The sequence below is a fragment of the Massilia sp. Root351 genome, assembly GCF_001425045.1.
Taxonomy (GTDB): domain Bacteria; phylum Pseudomonadota; class Gammaproteobacteria; order Burkholderiales; family Burkholderiaceae_D; genus Rugamonas.
This window is the reverse complement of record NZ_LMDJ01000023.1, coordinates 366,103-379,821: the sequence shown is the minus strand read 5'-3', so window position 1 is coordinate 379,821 and position 13,719 is coordinate 366,103. Positions and strand designations below refer to the sequence as shown.

The 13,719-nt window shown below is 65.6% G+C and carries 16 protein-coding genes; 2 read left to right on the top strand and 14 right to left on the bottom strand.

Annotated elements, in window-relative coordinates; all coding sequences use genetic code 11:
• The first annotated feature begins 141 nt into the window (after positions 1-141).
• Entirely contained in the window at positions 142-1,284 is a 1,143-nt protein-coding gene (locus ASD15_RS18785; RefSeq protein WP_082551938.1) for a phospholipase A, read from the top strand.
• Here the strand turns inward: ASD15_RS18785 and ASD15_RS18780 are convergent.
• The 7 genes from ASD15_RS18780 to ASD15_RS18750 all read right to left on the bottom strand — a co-directional run bounded on the left by ASD15_RS18780 (position 1,281) and on the right by ASD15_RS18750 (position 7,540).
• Complete coding sequence (locus tag ASD15_RS18780) at positions 1,281-1,481, bottom strand: hypothetical protein (RefSeq protein WP_057156542.1); 201 nt, start codon at positions 1,479-1,481, stop codon at positions 1,281-1,283. The genes ASD15_RS18785 and ASD15_RS18780 overlap by 4 nt on opposite strands.
• Before the next feature lie 155 nt (positions 1,482-1,636).
• Entirely contained in the window at positions 1,637-2,557 is a 921-nt protein-coding gene (locus ASD15_RS18775; protein ID WP_229418255.1) for an STM4011 family radical SAM protein, read from the bottom strand.
• Positions 2,551-3,930 (bottom strand): STM4012 family radical SAM protein, encoded by a 1,380-nt coding sequence (locus tag ASD15_RS18770; RefSeq protein WP_057156540.1) that lies wholly within the window; start codon positions 3,928-3,930, stop codon positions 2,551-2,553. Before ASD15_RS18770 ends, ASD15_RS18775 begins: the two co-directional genes overlap by 7 nt.
• Complete coding sequence (locus tag ASD15_RS18765; RefSeq protein ID WP_057156539.1) at positions 3,927-4,772, bottom strand: STM4013/SEN3800 family hydrolase; 846 nt, start codon at positions 4,770-4,772, stop codon at positions 3,927-3,929. The genes ASD15_RS18770 and ASD15_RS18765 overlap by 4 nt, the downstream gene beginning before the upstream one ends.
• Positions 4,762-5,868: an STM4014 family protein gene (locus ASD15_RS18760; protein WP_057156538.1), complete on the bottom strand. Its 1,107-nt coding sequence runs from the start codon at positions 5,866-5,868 to the stop codon at positions 4,762-4,764. The genes ASD15_RS18765 and ASD15_RS18760 overlap by 11 nt, the downstream gene beginning before the upstream one ends.
• Positions 5,869-5,893: 25 nt before the next feature.
• Positions 5,894-6,805 (bottom strand): STM4015 family protein, encoded by a 912-nt coding sequence (locus ASD15_RS18755; RefSeq protein WP_057156537.1) that lies wholly within the window; start codon positions 6,803-6,805, stop codon positions 5,894-5,896.
• Positions 6,806-6,904: 99 nt separating this feature from the next.
• Positions 6,905-7,540 (bottom strand): TetR/AcrR family transcriptional regulator, encoded by a 636-nt coding sequence (locus ASD15_RS18750; protein ID WP_057156536.1) that lies wholly within the window; start codon positions 7,538-7,540, stop codon positions 6,905-6,907.
• 82 nt (positions 7,541-7,622) lie between these two features.
• Here ASD15_RS18750 and ASD15_RS18745 point away from each other — a divergent pair, with 82 nt between their 5' ends.
• Positions 7,623-8,606: a nitronate monooxygenase family protein gene (locus ASD15_RS18745; protein ID WP_057156535.1), complete on the top strand. Its 984-nt coding sequence runs from the start codon at positions 7,623-7,625 to the stop codon at positions 8,604-8,606.
• Between the two features lie 144 nt (positions 8,607-8,750).
• Here ASD15_RS18745 and ASD15_RS18740 read toward each other — a convergent pair whose 3' ends face one another.
• The 7 genes from ASD15_RS18740 to ASD15_RS18710 form a co-directional block, all read right to left on the bottom strand.
• Positions 8,751-8,996: a hypothetical protein gene (locus ASD15_RS18740; protein ID WP_057156534.1), complete on the bottom strand. Its 246-nt coding sequence runs from the start codon at positions 8,994-8,996 to the stop codon at positions 8,751-8,753.
• A gap of 47 nt (positions 8,997-9,043) precedes the next feature.
• The gene (locus ASD15_RS18735) at positions 9,044-9,967 is read right to left on the bottom strand and encodes a methyltransferase domain-containing protein (RefSeq protein WP_057156533.1); all 924 of its coding nucleotides are present in this window, start codon (positions 9,965-9,967) and stop codon (positions 9,044-9,046) included.
• 82 nt (positions 9,968-10,049) lie between these two features.
• A complete protein-coding gene (locus tag ASD15_RS18730; protein WP_057156532.1) occupies positions 10,050-10,721 on the bottom strand; it encodes an ankyrin repeat domain-containing protein in 672 nt (223 codons plus the stop codon).
• 16 nt (positions 10,722-10,737) lie between these two features.
• Positions 10,738-11,517, bottom strand: a complete 780-nt coding sequence (locus ASD15_RS18725; protein ID WP_057156531.1) for a TatD family hydrolase — start codon at positions 11,515-11,517, stop codon at positions 10,738-10,740.
• An 83-nt stretch (positions 11,518-11,600) separates the two neighbouring features.
• Positions 11,601-12,794 carry a tetratricopeptide repeat protein gene (locus ASD15_RS18720; RefSeq protein WP_157201015.1) on the bottom strand — a complete coding sequence of 398 codons (1,194 nt, stop codon included), beginning with the start codon at positions 12,792-12,794 and terminating at the stop codon, positions 11,601-11,603.
• 13 nt (positions 12,795-12,807) lie between these two features.
• Positions 12,808-13,323, bottom strand: coding sequence for a GNAT family N-acetyltransferase (locus tag ASD15_RS18715; RefSeq protein ID WP_057156529.1), 516 nt, complete (start codon positions 13,321-13,323; stop codon positions 12,808-12,810).
• Between the two features lie 18 nt (positions 13,324-13,341).
• The gene (locus ASD15_RS18710; RefSeq protein WP_057156528.1) at positions 13,342-13,719 is read right to left on the bottom strand and encodes a PilZ domain-containing protein; all 378 of its coding nucleotides are present in this window, start codon (positions 13,717-13,719) and stop codon (positions 13,342-13,344) included.

The following is a 13,719-nucleotide window of genomic DNA, read 5'->3' as shown; positions in this document are numbered from 1 at the left end:
GGATCACTGAAGTATGGCGTGCTTGACAGAATTCAAGCCCACCCAAAAGAGGGGTATGCACCGGCGATATTCGCCTGTAGTGCGCCGCATTTGCCAATAATCAATATAGACTGCCTGCCAACGCATACTTTTCGTCATCCCATGAAGACCAACCAGACCCGATCGCAGCACACCATCCAGTCCCTGATCGCCACTGCGGCGCTAAGCGCCATCGCGCCGCTACCCGCCTGCGCCCAGGACGCTGCCGAAGTCGAAGTCCTGCTGCAGCGCTGTTCCACGCTGGGCGACCCGAGCGCCCGCCTGGCCTGCTACGACGCGCTGGCCAAAAAAGGGCCGCTGGCTTCGACGCCGGCGCCCGCCGGCGCCGCCCCGGGCACCCACGCGGCGCCAGCCACGGAAACGGCTGCCGTGATCGCCCCGGCGGTGGCGGCTGCCAAGGCCGAAGCCGCGCCCACCGCCATGGATGCGGTGAACGGCGCCGAGCCGGAACGGGAACTGTCGCGCATGGTGCAGCGCTGGGAGCTGGATAGGCCGTCCAAGCGCGGCGTGTTCTCGTTCAGCCCGCACCGCGATACCTACCTGCTGCTGGCCAACTACAGCAATGGCACCAATGACGGCCCGTTCAAGGATTTCACGCCGGCCGGACTGAAAAGCCAGCACGTGGAGTTGAGCTACCAGCTTAGTTTCAAGATGAAGATGATGGAAGGCATCGCCAACAGCCCATTCGACCTGTGGTTCGCCTACACCCAGCAGAGCTTTTGGCAGGCCTACAACCGTTCCGCCTCCAGCCCGTTCCGCGAAACCAACTACCAGCCCGAGCTGATGGCGGTGGCGCCGCTGACCGCCGGCATCGGCGAGGCGCGGTTACGCTATGTGAATTTCGGCCTGGTGCACCAGTCCAACGGCCAGACTTCCACGCTGTCGCGCAGCTGGAACCGGCTCTATGCCGAGGTGGGCGGCGAATGGGGCAAGCACTTCAGCGGCTCGCTGCGCTACTGGCGCAGGCTGGACAACGCCAAATCGGACAACGACAACATCGACATCAGCGACTACATGGGCCGGGGCGACTTGCGCCTGGCCTACCGCAACGCCGGCCACGAGTACTCACTGCTGGCGCGCCGCAACCTGAGCACCAAGCACGGCTTCCTGCAGCTGGGCTGGAATTTCCCGCTGCGGGACAATCTGAAGGGTTATCTGCAAGGCAGCACCGGCTACGGCCAGAGCCTGATCGACTACAACTACGCCCAGATGTCGGTGGGCGCAGGCGTGCTGGTGGAGTTTTAACGGCCGGGCGAACCGCGCAGCACGCGGGCCGGCAGCATGACGATGGCGCGCAGCAGCTCGAACACGGCTTCCGCGCCGACGCCGATCAGCCGGAACGGCAGCAGCACCAGCCACACCAGCGGGTAGAGCAGCAAAGCCAGCAGGGCCAGCGGCCAGCACAAGAACAGCAGAACCAGCCACAACATAAAACTCAGCATGATGCGCTCCAGGACGGTACGTTACGGACAACGTTAATGTAACCGAAGCGGCGGCCCTGCCAGCCGCGATGCGACCGGCTGCACGCTGGACCGACAAAAGGCAGAAAAGCGGGGCCGAACGGCGCGCCGCCCCGTGCGCCTGCGCTTCTGGCCCCTCAGCCGGCGCCGCCCGGCCGCACGGGGATGCGCGCCAGCACGCCGCTGCCGAAGTCCGAATAGAACGGCAAGTCCTCGCGGTGCGCATAGCCGATGTAGCAGTCGCACTTGTGGCGCGGGCAGGAGCGCTGCTGCAGCAGCTGTTCCAGCGGGTCCGTATAGAGGTTTCCCAGCCGCTCAGGCAGGAAGTGGCAGCGCCGCAACTCCCCATCCCCATCCACCGACAGCACGTCGGCGCCCGCCCGGCATGGCTTGCCGCGCGACGGCGCCGGCCTGCGGCTGTAGGCAAACCACGGATCCAGCGCGTCGAGCCACGCCAGGTCTTCCTCGCGGTAGTAGCCCGGGCCGCGCCGGTCGTAGGCGTTGAGCCAGATGTAGTGCCGGGCCGGCAGCGCCGCGCGCAGCGCGCGGATGGCGCCGAAATGCTCGCGCATGGCCACCACGCCGACCGAAAAGCGCGCACCCAGCCGCTCCAGGCGGCCGCAGCGCTCCAGGAAGCGTTCCAGGCTGGTCTGGTCCGGATGGTAGGTGCACCACAGGCCGATCTTGTTGCGGTCCGCATCCTGCAGCCAGGCGAGCGGACCCGACAGATTGGTCTGCAGCGCCACCTGGCCGACGTGCGGCATGAGCGACAGCGCCTGGATTGCGGTCCGGTAATGGCGCCGCACCAGCGCTTCGCCCCAGGGGGTAAACAGCACGTTGAGCGGGTCCTGCCGCTGCGCCGCCCAGGCGGTGAAGCGGGCCACCTCGGCCGCGTCGCGCGCCAGCCTGGCCCGGCTGTCGACGCGCTTGGCGAACGGACAGTAGCCGCAGGTGTAGTTGCAGCTTTCCAACGTGCCCCGGTACAGCAGGGTCAGCCCCTGCCCTGCCGCCAGCGCGGCGGCCGGCGCCATCGCCAGCGCCTGCGGCCCGGCTAGCATGCAGGTCCGCCCTCGGCCATCAGCGCGCGCACAGCGTCCGAGGCCAGCCACGGCCCTATCGTATCGGCGTAGGCATAGCCGCGCTGGTTCAGGCGCATCAGGTCCGATTCGCCCTCAAGCAGGCCCAGCTGGTCGAGCTCCAGCAGCTGGGGCAGGTCCCGCAGGCAGTCGCTGCCGAAGCGCGCGCGGTAGGCGGCCCGGTCGAGCCCGGGCTCCGTCAGCAGCGACTGGATCACGTAGCGCCTGCGCTGCTCCTCCGGCCCCAGCGCAAAGCCGTGATGCGCCTGGGCGAAGCCGTCCTCGCCGAGCGCCAGGTAGGCTTCGATGATATCGGCGGTGCCGCTGCGGCCCACCGCGTAGTCCGTTGAATAGTGCAGCCGCTGCGTATAGGCGCGTGCCCCCGCCCCCATGCCAACCATGCCGTCGTTCTGGCAGCAGTAGGACGGGCCGTCCTGCGCGGGCGCATGGGGAGCGCGGAACATGCGCATCGACACCTGCTGGTAGCCGTGCGCCAGCAAATGGTCGCGCGCCGCCTGGTACAGGTCGAGGCGGCTGTCGCCGGCTTGCGCCAGCATCACCGGGTCGAACGAGGTGACGCCTTTGCGGCTGGCCAGCTTGCCCAGGCCGGTATGCGGCCGCACGTACAGCGGATACAAGTACAGCTCTTCCGGCGCGAATGCCAACGCGCTGTCGATCGACGCCAGCAGGCTGGCGACGCTCTGTCCTGCGATGCCGTAGATCAGGTCCAGGTTCAGGGTGGGGAAACCGGCAGCGCGGATGCGCGCGATGGCCTGCTGCACCACACTGTTCTGTTGCGGACGGGCCAGCGCGCGCATTTCTCCGGCGGCGAAACTCTGGATGCCCAGGCTTACCCGGTCCACCCCCATGCTGCGGCACACGGCCAGCCGCGCCGGCGTGACGGTTTCCGGCGACGCTTCAATACCGGCCGGCGTGGCGTGCAGGTCGATGCCGAGGATGTCGCGCGCGCCGTCCAGCAGCGTTTGCAGCTGCGCCGCGCTCAGGTAGGTCGGGGTGCCGCCGCCAATGGCGAAACGGGCGAAGCGGCGCTCGCCCAGCACGCGGTCCAGCACCCGCATCTGCCGCAGCACCTGGGCCACATAGCGGTCCACCATCTCGGGCTGCGGACGCGCCATGGCGAACAGGTTGCAGAAGCCGCAGCGCATTTCGCAGAACGGCACGTGGATATAGGCGAACAGGGCCGAGCGGTCCTGCTCGGCCCACAGCCGCTCCAGCGATTCCGGCTGCGGCAAGGCGCGGTAAGCCGCCTTGTGCGGGTAGGAATAGGAATACGCCTGGTAAGGGGTCAGGCGCAGGCGCTGTGCCAGTGTGCCCGGGGCATCGGATTGGTTCACGGTGGGCTCGCTCCTTGTTGTTCGATGAAGAAATGCGCGTAGGGGACGGTCCAGACCGTTTCATGCGCCACGCGGTGGCCCTGGTAGCCATCCTCGCCATAGGCGCTGCCGTGGTCGGAACACAGGATGACAAAGGCCGGCCCGGGCGCCGCGCAGCCGGCCAGCAGCGGCGCCAGCGCGGCGTCCACATGGCGCAGCGCGGCCGCGTGGCTTTCAACAGTATCGGCGGCGCTGCCGGGCAGGTGCACCCGGTTGGGCGCATGGATCGCCGCCACGTTAATGAACAGAAAGACGCGCTGGCCGCCGGCCCGGCGGATTTCCTGCAGCCGCTGCAGCGCCAGGGCCACCTGGCGTTCGGCCGAGCGCCGCTGGCCGACACCCATCGCGGGCGACCAGTGGCTCTCGTCGAACATGGCCGGCAATACCCGCCCCAACGCCGTGAGCTTGTTGAAAAAACCCACGCCGCCTACGCAAATGGTGCGATAGCCGCGCGCGGACAGCCCGGCGACGATGCTCTCCTCCTGGAACACGCAGGTGTGCGCCGACGTGGTCTCGCTGCCGCGAAAGGCGGTGGCGAACAGGCGCGCGTGGCGGCCCGGCGCGGCCGGCGTCGGCAGGAAGCCGGCAAAGAAAGCATGGTGCGCGGCGTAGGTGAAACTGGCCGGGCTGTGGCGCCGCTCCCAACCGCCGGGCGGAAGGTGCGGCCCCAGCACCGGCAGCTCGCCGTCCAGGAACAGCTGCTGCGCCACGTCGTAGCGCAAGGTGTCGAGGGTGATGAAGACGATGTCGTGGCTGCCCACCACCGCCCGCATGTCCGGAATCGCGTTCGGATCAGGTTTCATGGCGCGGCAATGCCTGCAGCTGCCCGGCATAGCTGTCCCAGCCCTTGTGCAGCAGTCCGGGCAGCAGGTCGCCGAAGGCGTTGGCTTCGAGCACGTGCGCGTGGCCGCGCCGCACCACGATGTCCAGCCCGATCACATGGCTGGCCGGGAAGGCCGCCGCCGCCAGGCAGGCCGCGTGCTCCAGCACGAGCTGGTCCGGGGCGGCCAGCAAGCTGTCGGTCTGCGCGCGCTGGTTGCCCAGGTGGAGATTGGTCATCATTTGCGTCCCCATGCGCGCCACGCGGTGCGCCGGCTGGCCGGCCAGGGTCAGCATGCGCACGTCGAAGTGCCCGTTGGCGCAGCGCGGCTTGGGCAGCCAGGCTTCCGCATACGCCTGCTGGCCCGCCAGCAAGTCGACCAGCTGCACGATGTCGTCCTGCCTGTGGTAGCGGCGCAGTTGCTTCACGTTGTACAGGCGCGCACCGCCCGCGCCCGCCACCAGGTGCGCCGAACTGGTGGCCTGCTCGGCCCCTCGGCTGTTGCGGCGGTAAGCGATCACGCCGGAGGCGCTGGAACCGTAGCGCGCCTTCACAAACAGCTGGTTCAGGCAATGTTGGTCCATGATGGCCCGCAAATGGGCATAGCCGTCCAGCGGCCCAAAGAGCCGGGGTGCCGGCACCTGGTGGGCGATCAGGTGCTGCTGGCAACGCAGCTTGTCCGTCATCAGCAGCAGTTCATCGGGCGCATTCAGCACCCGCACGTGGGGCCGCCCGGCCACCAGCGCGGCGATGCGCGCCATGGCGGTGGACAGGCCGGCGTACCATATCGGCGACACGGCCAGCTCCCCGAACTCGGGCGCCGGCGGCGCGGCGCAGCCGAACGCCCGCGCGCCCTCCCGCACCAGCTGGTGGTGCAAGGCCGGATCGTCGCCGGGGGATTCGATCTTGAAAACGCAGGGCCGGGCCAGCGCCGCTTCGAGCAGCGCCGGTTGGCCCAGCCACGCGCTCCACTCGACCAGCACCGCCGGCGCCAGGCCCAGCCCGCCGCGCGCGGCCTGCATCAGCCGCACCCGCTTGCCCGAGCCAACGCCCAGCAGTACGAACGGCAGCCTATTCACCAGCGGTGCACCAGCTATCGGGCAATTACTCGCCAACGGCAACGTAGCGGTCACCGTCGTCTTCCTGCGCCGGATCGTCCAGCAGCACCTGCAGTGGCAGGGTGCCGAGCTTGGCCTGCCATGCAGCCGAAATGTAATGGTGCGACAGATTCAGGCATGTGAGCCGGGCTACCAGCTGGCTGCCGTACAAGGCCTCGGCGCCGGTATCGCCGATGGTACCCAGCGACAGGTCTAGCGTGTCGAGCTGCCCCAGCACTGGATGGGAAGCCAGCATGACGGCCAGTTCATCGGCGATTTCCGAATCGCGCAATCCCAGGTACTTCAATTCCGGCGTCAGCAGCGCGTCAAGCACGCGGCGGTACAGTGCCACGTCCCCGGAGAAGCCGTACTCCTCAGTGCCGAGCCACAGCTCGAGGTGGGCCAGCTTGGGCATGGACGACGCCGCCAGCGATTCCGCCACCCCGGCAGGCAAACCGCCGCTTTCGATGGTGAAGGAACGCAGCGCCTGATGGGTGAAGGGCGAGATCTCAAGGTCGGTGCCGCCACGGATGCGCAAGGCTTCCAGCTGCGGGAAAGCCGCCAGCAAAGGCGTGTAATCGCCCTGGATGATCCAGGAGATTTCGCACTCTTCAAACGTCATGTCGCCGATGAACAGCGCGCGCAGCTTGGGCAACTCCGGCGCCAGGGCAACCAGCTTGGCCAGGATGTCCTCCACGCCATTTTCCGCGGGCGCGCCCCAGCTGCCGATAATCAGCGCGTCGAGCTCTGCCTTGTCGGCCTGGGCCAGGAATTCGTCGATCAGGACCACCATTTCCTTCTCGTCGTCATAGTCGAGCGCCAGGCGGTAGACCGACTTCCCAGTGTCGATCGCCTCGCCGGGCACGAAGGCGGCTACCGGCTTGTTGAAAAAAGTCTCTGTTTCCTGTGAAATCGTCATTGGGCCATCCCCTGGGTTAGAAAAGCAACTGGCCCACAGGATAGCAGCTTGCCCGCGTGAAAAATGCACGCTTTGTCACGTTTGCCTAAAAGTACATACTCAAGTCTCGGGGTCTTGCAGCGACAGCAGCACCGCGCGCACGGCCGACTTGAACAGCGCGTCGGGGTGTTCCTTCTTCAGGTAGAAGCCCTTCAGCTCCAGGCTGGCGATCCCGTGCAGCGCCGCCCACAGCAGGCGCGCCGCCGCCGTGGGGCTGGACTTCGGCAGCAGGCCCTGCTCCATGCAGCGCTCGAACTGCCTGATCAATGGCGTGAAGGTGCCCCAGGCGGACACGCGCGACGCCAGCGGCGGAATAAAGCCGGCGATGGCGTCGCCGAACATCACCTGGTAGTAGGCCGGGTTGCGGCGCGCGTAGTCGAGGTAGGCGCGGGCGCAGATCCAGACGCCTTGCAGCGCATCGGTCTGCGCCAGTTCCGGCTCGGCGGCGGCGAAGTCGCGCTTCAGGCGCTCGCAGCCCTCCAGGTAGAGCGCGTTGCTCAGTCCGTCCTTGCCGCCGAAGATGGAATACAGCAGCGTGGTTGAGCAATTAACCGCCTCGGCCACCTTGCGCACCGTGAGCGCGGCCGGCCCCTCCTCCACCAGCAAACGGCTGGCGGCGTCCAGCATGCCCTGGCGCAGCGCGCCCCGCAAATCTTCCTGTTCCTGGCGGAAATCGACCACTTTGGCTTTATTCATGAAGCTGCACTCTAAATTTCAATGGAAAAAACAGCGTTTTTTCTGATAACATCGTATCAGACCTAACCCGACGGAGCATATCATGACATCGAACCACATCCCCGAGGTATTGCGCAACCTGGCCCTGCCTGTGATCGGCTCGCCGCTGTTCATCGCCAGCGGCCCGAAACTGGTGGCGGCGCAGTGCAAGGCCGGCATAGTCGGCTCCTTCCCGGCGCTGAACGCGCGGCCGGCCGAGCTGCTGGACACCTGGCTGACCGAGCTGAAAGCCGAGCTGGCCGCCTACAAGGCAGCCAATCCGGACGCCATTATCGGGCCCATCGCCGTCAACCAGATCGTGCACCAGTCCAACACCCGCCTCGCGCACGACGTGGAAATGTGCGTCAAGCATCAAGTGCCCATCATCATCTCCTCGCTGCGCGCGCCGCCGAAAGAGATGCTCGACGCCATCCATAGCTACGGCGGCATAGTGCTGCATGACGTGATTTCGATCCGCCACGCACAGAAAGCGCTGGAAGCGGGCGTGGACGGCCTGATCCTGGTGGCCAGCGGCGCCGGCGGCCATGCCGGCACCTTGTCGCCGTTCGCGCTGGTGGGAGAAGTGCGGAAATTCTTCAAGGGACCGATCACCCTGTCCGGTTCGATTGCCACCGGCGACGCCATCCTGGCCGCGCAGGCCATGGGCGCCGACTTCGCCTACATTGGCTCGCGCTGGCTGGCCACGCAGGAATCGAACGTGGATGACAGCTACCGCCAGGCCATTATCGAATCGACGGCGGCGGACATCGTCTACACCAACCTGTTCACCGGCGTGCACGGCAATTACCTGAAGAAATCCATCGTGGCAGCCGGCCTGGACCCGGACGCGCTGCCGGAAGCCGACAAATCGGCCATGAACTTCGGCTCGGGCAGCTCGAGCGAAGCCAAGGCCTGGCGCGACATCTGGGGCGCAGGCCAAGGCGTGGGCCTGATGGAAGACGCGCCGACGGTGGCCGAACTGGTCAGCCGCCTCACGGCCGAATACGAAAGCGCCCGCGCCCGCCTGCTGGACAAGCGCGCAGCTTAACTTTCGTCAACCGGGGCGATGGATTTTGCAGGATTTATAAACGCATAAGCAACTTCATCTCCCTTTCCAGCCGCCCCAGCGTCAGAGCTGGGAGAATTGCTGGTCCGCCTGTCACGCGGACAGGCGGCATAGGGCATGGCTGAATTACTGGCCGACGCAGATGATCTTGGTTTCGTACTCTTTTGCGTTCGGCTTTTTCTTCTGGGCCCAGGCGATGGCCTGCTCGGCCTCGGGCACGGTCAAAATCGTGGCTTTTTCCTTCGACTTGATGAAGGATACGCCCTCGAACACGCCCTCCTTGCTGCGCATTACCTTCGCGAACACGGGCGGCTTGTCGCCTTCCGAGATCTTCTTCTGTTGCACGATGTAGCGGCGGTCTTCTTGTTCCATGGCGAATACTCTTTAATCAAAACCCGGAGTATACCGCCATGGCGCCCTCAGGCGAAAGCCGGGGCGTAGTGGTGGGGCTGAAGCGCCGATTCGTACAGCACGTCCACCCGCAGCGAGGCCTGCAGCGACGGCAGCGAGCCGCCGGCGCGGTACTGGAAGCTGACCGCCAGCACGTCGCCTTCCTTGGCTTGCACCGGCTTGGCCAGCGGCAGAGTCATGTAGTGGTTCAGCCAGTCGATGGTGCTGTTGCGCTCCTGGACCACGGACAGGATGTTCTTGGTGACGAAACGCATGGCGTTCACGCAACCGCTGCGCTCGACTACGAATTTGCCTTCCCAGCCGATCAGCAGCTCGTTCGGCTGCGTGAAGTCGAGCACGCTGTACACGGCGGGCTGCGCCATCTCGACGGTGCCGGGATAGATGACCTGGGTTTCCTGGAACTGCACGATGGGCGCGAAGAAGCCTTCAAAGTCGTACTCCTGCTGCAGCGGCTGCACCGCCATGATGACCGCTTCCGGCATAAATACCGGCAACGGCCCGCCGAAGCGCTCCAGGTAGCGGCGCTTGAACGATTCGATCACTTCCACCTGCTTTTCGCGCAGCATGCCGACATGGATCATTTCGCAGATCACCACGTCCACCGGCTCGGGCGGCAGGTATTCGAACGCGTCGGCGTGGATGACTTCGACTTTTTCACCGTTCGGGTTGATGGCGAGGAATTTGCGCGCTTCCTTGACCATGTCCGGGTTGAATTCGACGCAATAGACTTTGCCGGCCTTGGCTGCGGCGAAGAAGGAGAGCACGCCGGTGCCGCCCCCGAGTTCCAGCACTTTCATGCCCGGCTTGACGGCGTAGTCGATGGCCGACTTGAAGCTGTGCATGCGGTTCTGGTCCATCAGCATGTTGTGATGGTAATGGACCGGGATGAATTGTCCCAGGTAGCAGCTCTCTATTTCACGTTCGTTCAGCATGGTTTTTCCTTGTTAGCGCAACGTAGCCATTATCTTTGCCCGCCGGGCAAAGTTAAGCGGCGAGTTGGCGCGGAAAAACCGTCTACTTTGCCGCTTTCGCGGCCAGGTGGGCCTCGATGGCCTTGGTAATCCAGGGTTTGTCGGCGCGCGCGGCGAACTCGGCGGCATCGATGCGGAAGGCGCCGTCTTTCAGCGCGGCGTCCGCGCCCTGCTCCAGCAGCAGCTTCACGGCGTCCTCCATGCCTTCGCGCGCGGCCAGCATCAGCGGCGTGAGCCCGGACGGCGAGCCGGCGTCGATGTAGGCGTGGTGTTCGAGCAGAATGTTCATGATGTCCAGGTCGCCGGCCGCCGCAGCGAAGTGCAGCGGGGTCCAGCCTTTGCGGTTGACTTGCGCGCCCTTGGCGATCATGGCCTTCACTGCACCCTTGTTGCGCTTGAAGGCCGCCATCATCAGCGCGGTGCTGCCGTTGGCGGACTGGGCTTCCAGGTCGATCTTCGGATGCTCCAGCAGGAGCTTGAAGACACGGTTGGCGTCGTGCCGCATGGCGATGATGAGCCCGGTTTCGCCGCGCTCCGGTTCGTGCAGGTTCGGGTCCAGTCCGCGCTTGAGCACGTCGCGCACCACCACCGTGTTGTCGATCTGGGCGGCGCGGAAGAACTGGACTTCGTCTTCGGTCTCGGAAAACGCCGGGGCGGCCGGCAGCAGGGCGATAGCGGTGAGCAGAGACAACAATACCCGGCGTTTTACGATCATGTTTTACCTTAAAAGATCAACGTAGCACGTTGAATAATTTGAAGAAATTGTCGCTGGTCTGCTGCGCGACCTGCTCCACCGGCACACCTTTCAGCTTGGCGATGTACTCGCCCACGTGGGCCACGAAGCCGGGTTCGTTCATCTTGCCCCGGTGCGGCATCGGCGCCAGGTAGGGCGAATCGGTTTCGATCAGCATCTGTTCCAGCGGCACTTCCATGGCCACCGCCTGCAACTCCTTGGCGCTCTTGAAGGTGACAATGCCGGAGAACGAAATGTAAAAACCCATCGCCATCGCCGCGCGCGCCACGTCCAGCGATTCGGTGAAGCAGTGCATCACGCCCGCCACGCCGCCCTTGTCGGTGCCGGCCCCCTCCTCCTGCATGATGCGGATGGTGTCTTCGCTTGCCGATCTTGTGTGGATAATCAAGGGCTTGCGGGTGATTCTTGAAGCTTTGATATGGGTGCGGAAGCGCTCACGCTGCCACTCCAGGTCGCCTTCCAGGCGGTAGTAGTCCAGCCCGGTTTCGCCGATGGCGATGATGCGCGGGTTGTCGGCCAGCCGCACCAGCTGCTCGACGCTGGGTTCCGGCGTGTCTTCGTAATCGGGATGGACGCCCACCGAGGCGTAGATGTGCGGGTACTGCTCGGCCAGCGCCAGCACTTGCGGGAAGTCCGGCAGGTCGACCGAAACGCAGAGCGCGTGCGTCACCTTGTTCTCGGCCATTTTGCCGAGAATCTCGGGCATGCGAGCAGCCAGCTCGGGGAAATTGATGTGGCAGTGGGAATCGATAAACATGACGTGATTGTACGCGAGCGAGCGGGCCCGCGCCAAACCCCGCGCAGCGGACACCGGGACCGGCGCCGGCCCCGGGGCGCTGACTAGGGCATCAGCCGGTACGCGGCAACGAAATCGCGGATGCCGTCCGGGCGCGCCTTCTTCCAGGCTTCAAGTTCCGGCCGGTAGGCTTCGCGGTACATCAGCAGCAGGATGGCCGCTTCCAGGTCGGCCGGGGACTTCAGGCCGCGCAAGGTCAGCAGCACGGGAGACGCCAGCGGCGGCGCCCCCTTCTCCTGCAGCTCGCCGGCCACCTTGAGGGCGGTGCTCCAGCCGGCCTGCTCCAGCGCAAACGGCGACAGCGTACGGCCTTCCTTGGCCGCCGACGTGAGCGCATTGGCCTGCGCCAGCGCGTACGCCAGCCAGACCGCGTAATCGCTGTTGTCCTCGACCTTGGCGCCTTTGAACTGTTCGGCCAGGCTGATGGTGGCCTTGCCGGTCTTCGGGTCCAGCGACACCGTGGCGAGGCGCACCACTTGCAGGCGCGTCAGCGGCTTGCCGTCCAGCCTGGCCACCGCCGCCAGCCGGTCCCAGCTCGGCATTTGGCTGGGTTGCGCGGCGACGGCGTGCAAGGCGGCGTGCTCCAGCCCGGCCCGGTTACCCAGGCGCGCCAGGGTATCGGCCAGGAAGCGCCAGGCTTGCGCGTTCTGCGGATCCACTTGCGTGGCCTTGTTGAACAGCATTTCGGCAGCCAGCCAGTTCTTCTCCATGAAATAGGTGTCGCCTTCCATCAGGAAGGCCGCGGAAAACTTGGGATCGGCCAGCTGCGCCTCGCGGTACTTGACGCGGGCGGCCTCGTACTGGCCCTGGTGGAACAGCACTTCCCCTTCCGTGTACGCCTTGTCCGCTTCCGCGTTGGGCTTGTAGCCGGAAGTCGCCATCGGGTCCTCCAGCATGCGCAGCACTTCGGCGGCCAGCGGATCGTTGGCCGCCAGCTTCAGCGCTTCGCGCGCCAGGCCCTCGGCCTGCCGCCGCGCCTTGCCGGCGGCGTCCTCGGGCAGGCCGGGAAGCAGCATTTGCAGCAGGTAGGCCGCCGAGGACAAGGGGCTGGACGCCTCAGGCGACAGCTTGCGCGCCGCTTCGAACTTGTCCAGCGCTTCCTTGTACTTGCCGGCCGCCTGAAGGGCATGCCCTTCGGACACCAGCTTCTGGCTCTCGGCGTTGCCCAGCAGTTCGGCCCCGGCCGGCCGTGCTGCGCAAATGCCCAGGATCAGGGCGAAGGCTAGTTTACGCAGCATGGTGGCGTTCAATTCAGGCGACGCGTTTGCCGAGGATGATCAGGTCACGCTCGATGCCGTCGAGGTTGGCGACTTTGGGCAGGTTGGCCCAGGTTTCAAAGCCGAACTTGGTGAACAGGCCCAGGCTGGGCTGGTTATGGCCGAAGATAAAGCCCAGCAAGGTATGCACCTTGATGCTGGGCGCAAAGTCGATTGCTTGCTGCAAGGCGTAGCGTCCAATGCCTTTGCCGCGCGCCGCTTCGTCGATGTAGATCGACACTTCAGCCGTGCCCGAGTAGGCCGGGCGGCCATAGAAATTGGAGTATGAAATCCAGCCAAGGACGGCCGGTGAGGCCGAATCGTCGCCGGCGCGCTCGATCACCCACAGCGGGCGGCGTTCCGGCGTGTGCTCGTGAAACCAGGCCAGGCGCGACTCGACCGAGACCGGTTCGGTGTCGGCGGTGACTTCGCGGGAAGCGACGGTGCTGTTGTAGATGGCGACGATGGTGGGCAGGTCGTCGAGCGTGGCGATGCGGTGGCGGAAAGACATAGGCAAAGGCTAAGATGATTAAAGGGTATGCGTGGCGCGCGAAGAGCGCAGCGCGGCGCCGAGGATTTCCTCGATGCGGGCGCGCACGCGCTGGCCGGTTTCGTCGTCGGGGAAATGCAGGCCTATCCCTTGCGCCTTGTTGTGGGCGGCCGAAGGCGGCGTGATCCAGGCTACTTTGCCTGCGATCGGGTACTTGGTGGCGTCGTCCATCAAGGCGAGGATCAGGTAGATCTCGTCGCCTATCTTGTAGGGCTTCTGGGTCGGCACGAAGATGCCGCCGTGCTTCAGGAACGGCATGTAGGCCGCGTACAGCGCAGCCTTTTCCTTGATGGCCAGCGACAGCACGGTGGGCCGCGCTATCGGTACGGCATTCGGATCGATGGTACTGCCGGTCAA

Excerpts from the sequence above, each read along its gene's own strand:
- ASD15_RS18785 (WP_082551938.1), top strand. The coding sequence starts at position 142 with ATGAAGACCAACCAGACCCGATCGCAGCACACCATCCAGTCCCTGATC.
- ASD15_RS18780 (WP_057156542.1), bottom strand. The coding sequence starts at position 1,481 with ATGCTGAGTTTTATGTTGTGGCTGGTTCTGCTGTTCTTGTGCTGGCCG.
- ASD15_RS18775 (WP_229418255.1), bottom strand. The coding sequence starts at position 2,557 with ATGCTAGCCGGGCCGCAGGCGCTGGCGATGGCGCCGGCCGCCGCGCTG.
- ASD15_RS18765 (WP_057156539.1), bottom strand. The coding sequence starts at position 4,772 with ATGAAACCTGATCCGAACGCGATTCCGGACATGCGGGCGGTGGTGGGC.
- ASD15_RS18755 (WP_057156537.1), bottom strand. The coding sequence starts at position 6,805 with ATGACGATTTCACAGGAAACAGAGACTTTTTTCAACAAGCCGGTAGCC.
- ASD15_RS18750 (WP_057156536.1), bottom strand. The coding sequence starts at position 7,540 with ATGAATAAAGCCAAAGTGGTCGATTTCCGCCAGGAACAGGAAGATTTG.
- ASD15_RS18745 (WP_057156535.1), top strand. The coding sequence starts at position 7,623 with ATGACATCGAACCACATCCCCGAGGTATTGCGCAACCTGGCCCTGCCT.
- ASD15_RS18740 (WP_057156534.1), bottom strand. The coding sequence starts at position 8,996 with ATGGAACAAGAAGACCGCCGCTACATCGTGCAACAGAAGAAGATCTCG.
- ASD15_RS18735 (WP_057156533.1), bottom strand. The coding sequence starts at position 9,967 with ATGCTGAACGAACGTGAAATAGAGAGCTGCTACCTGGGACAATTCATC.
- ASD15_RS18730 (WP_057156532.1), bottom strand. The coding sequence starts at position 10,721 with ATGATCGTAAAACGCCGGGTATTGTTGTCTCTGCTCACCGCTATCGCC.
- ASD15_RS18725 (WP_057156531.1), bottom strand. The coding sequence starts at position 11,517 with ATGTTTATCGATTCCCACTGCCACATCAATTTCCCCGAGCTGGCTGCT.
- ASD15_RS18720 (WP_157201015.1), bottom strand. The coding sequence starts at position 12,794 with ATGCTGCGTAAACTAGCCTTCGCCCTGATCCTGGGCATTTGCGCAGCA.
- ASD15_RS18715 (WP_057156529.1), bottom strand. The coding sequence starts at position 13,323 with ATGTCTTTCCGCCACCGCATCGCCACGCTCGACGACCTGCCCACCATC.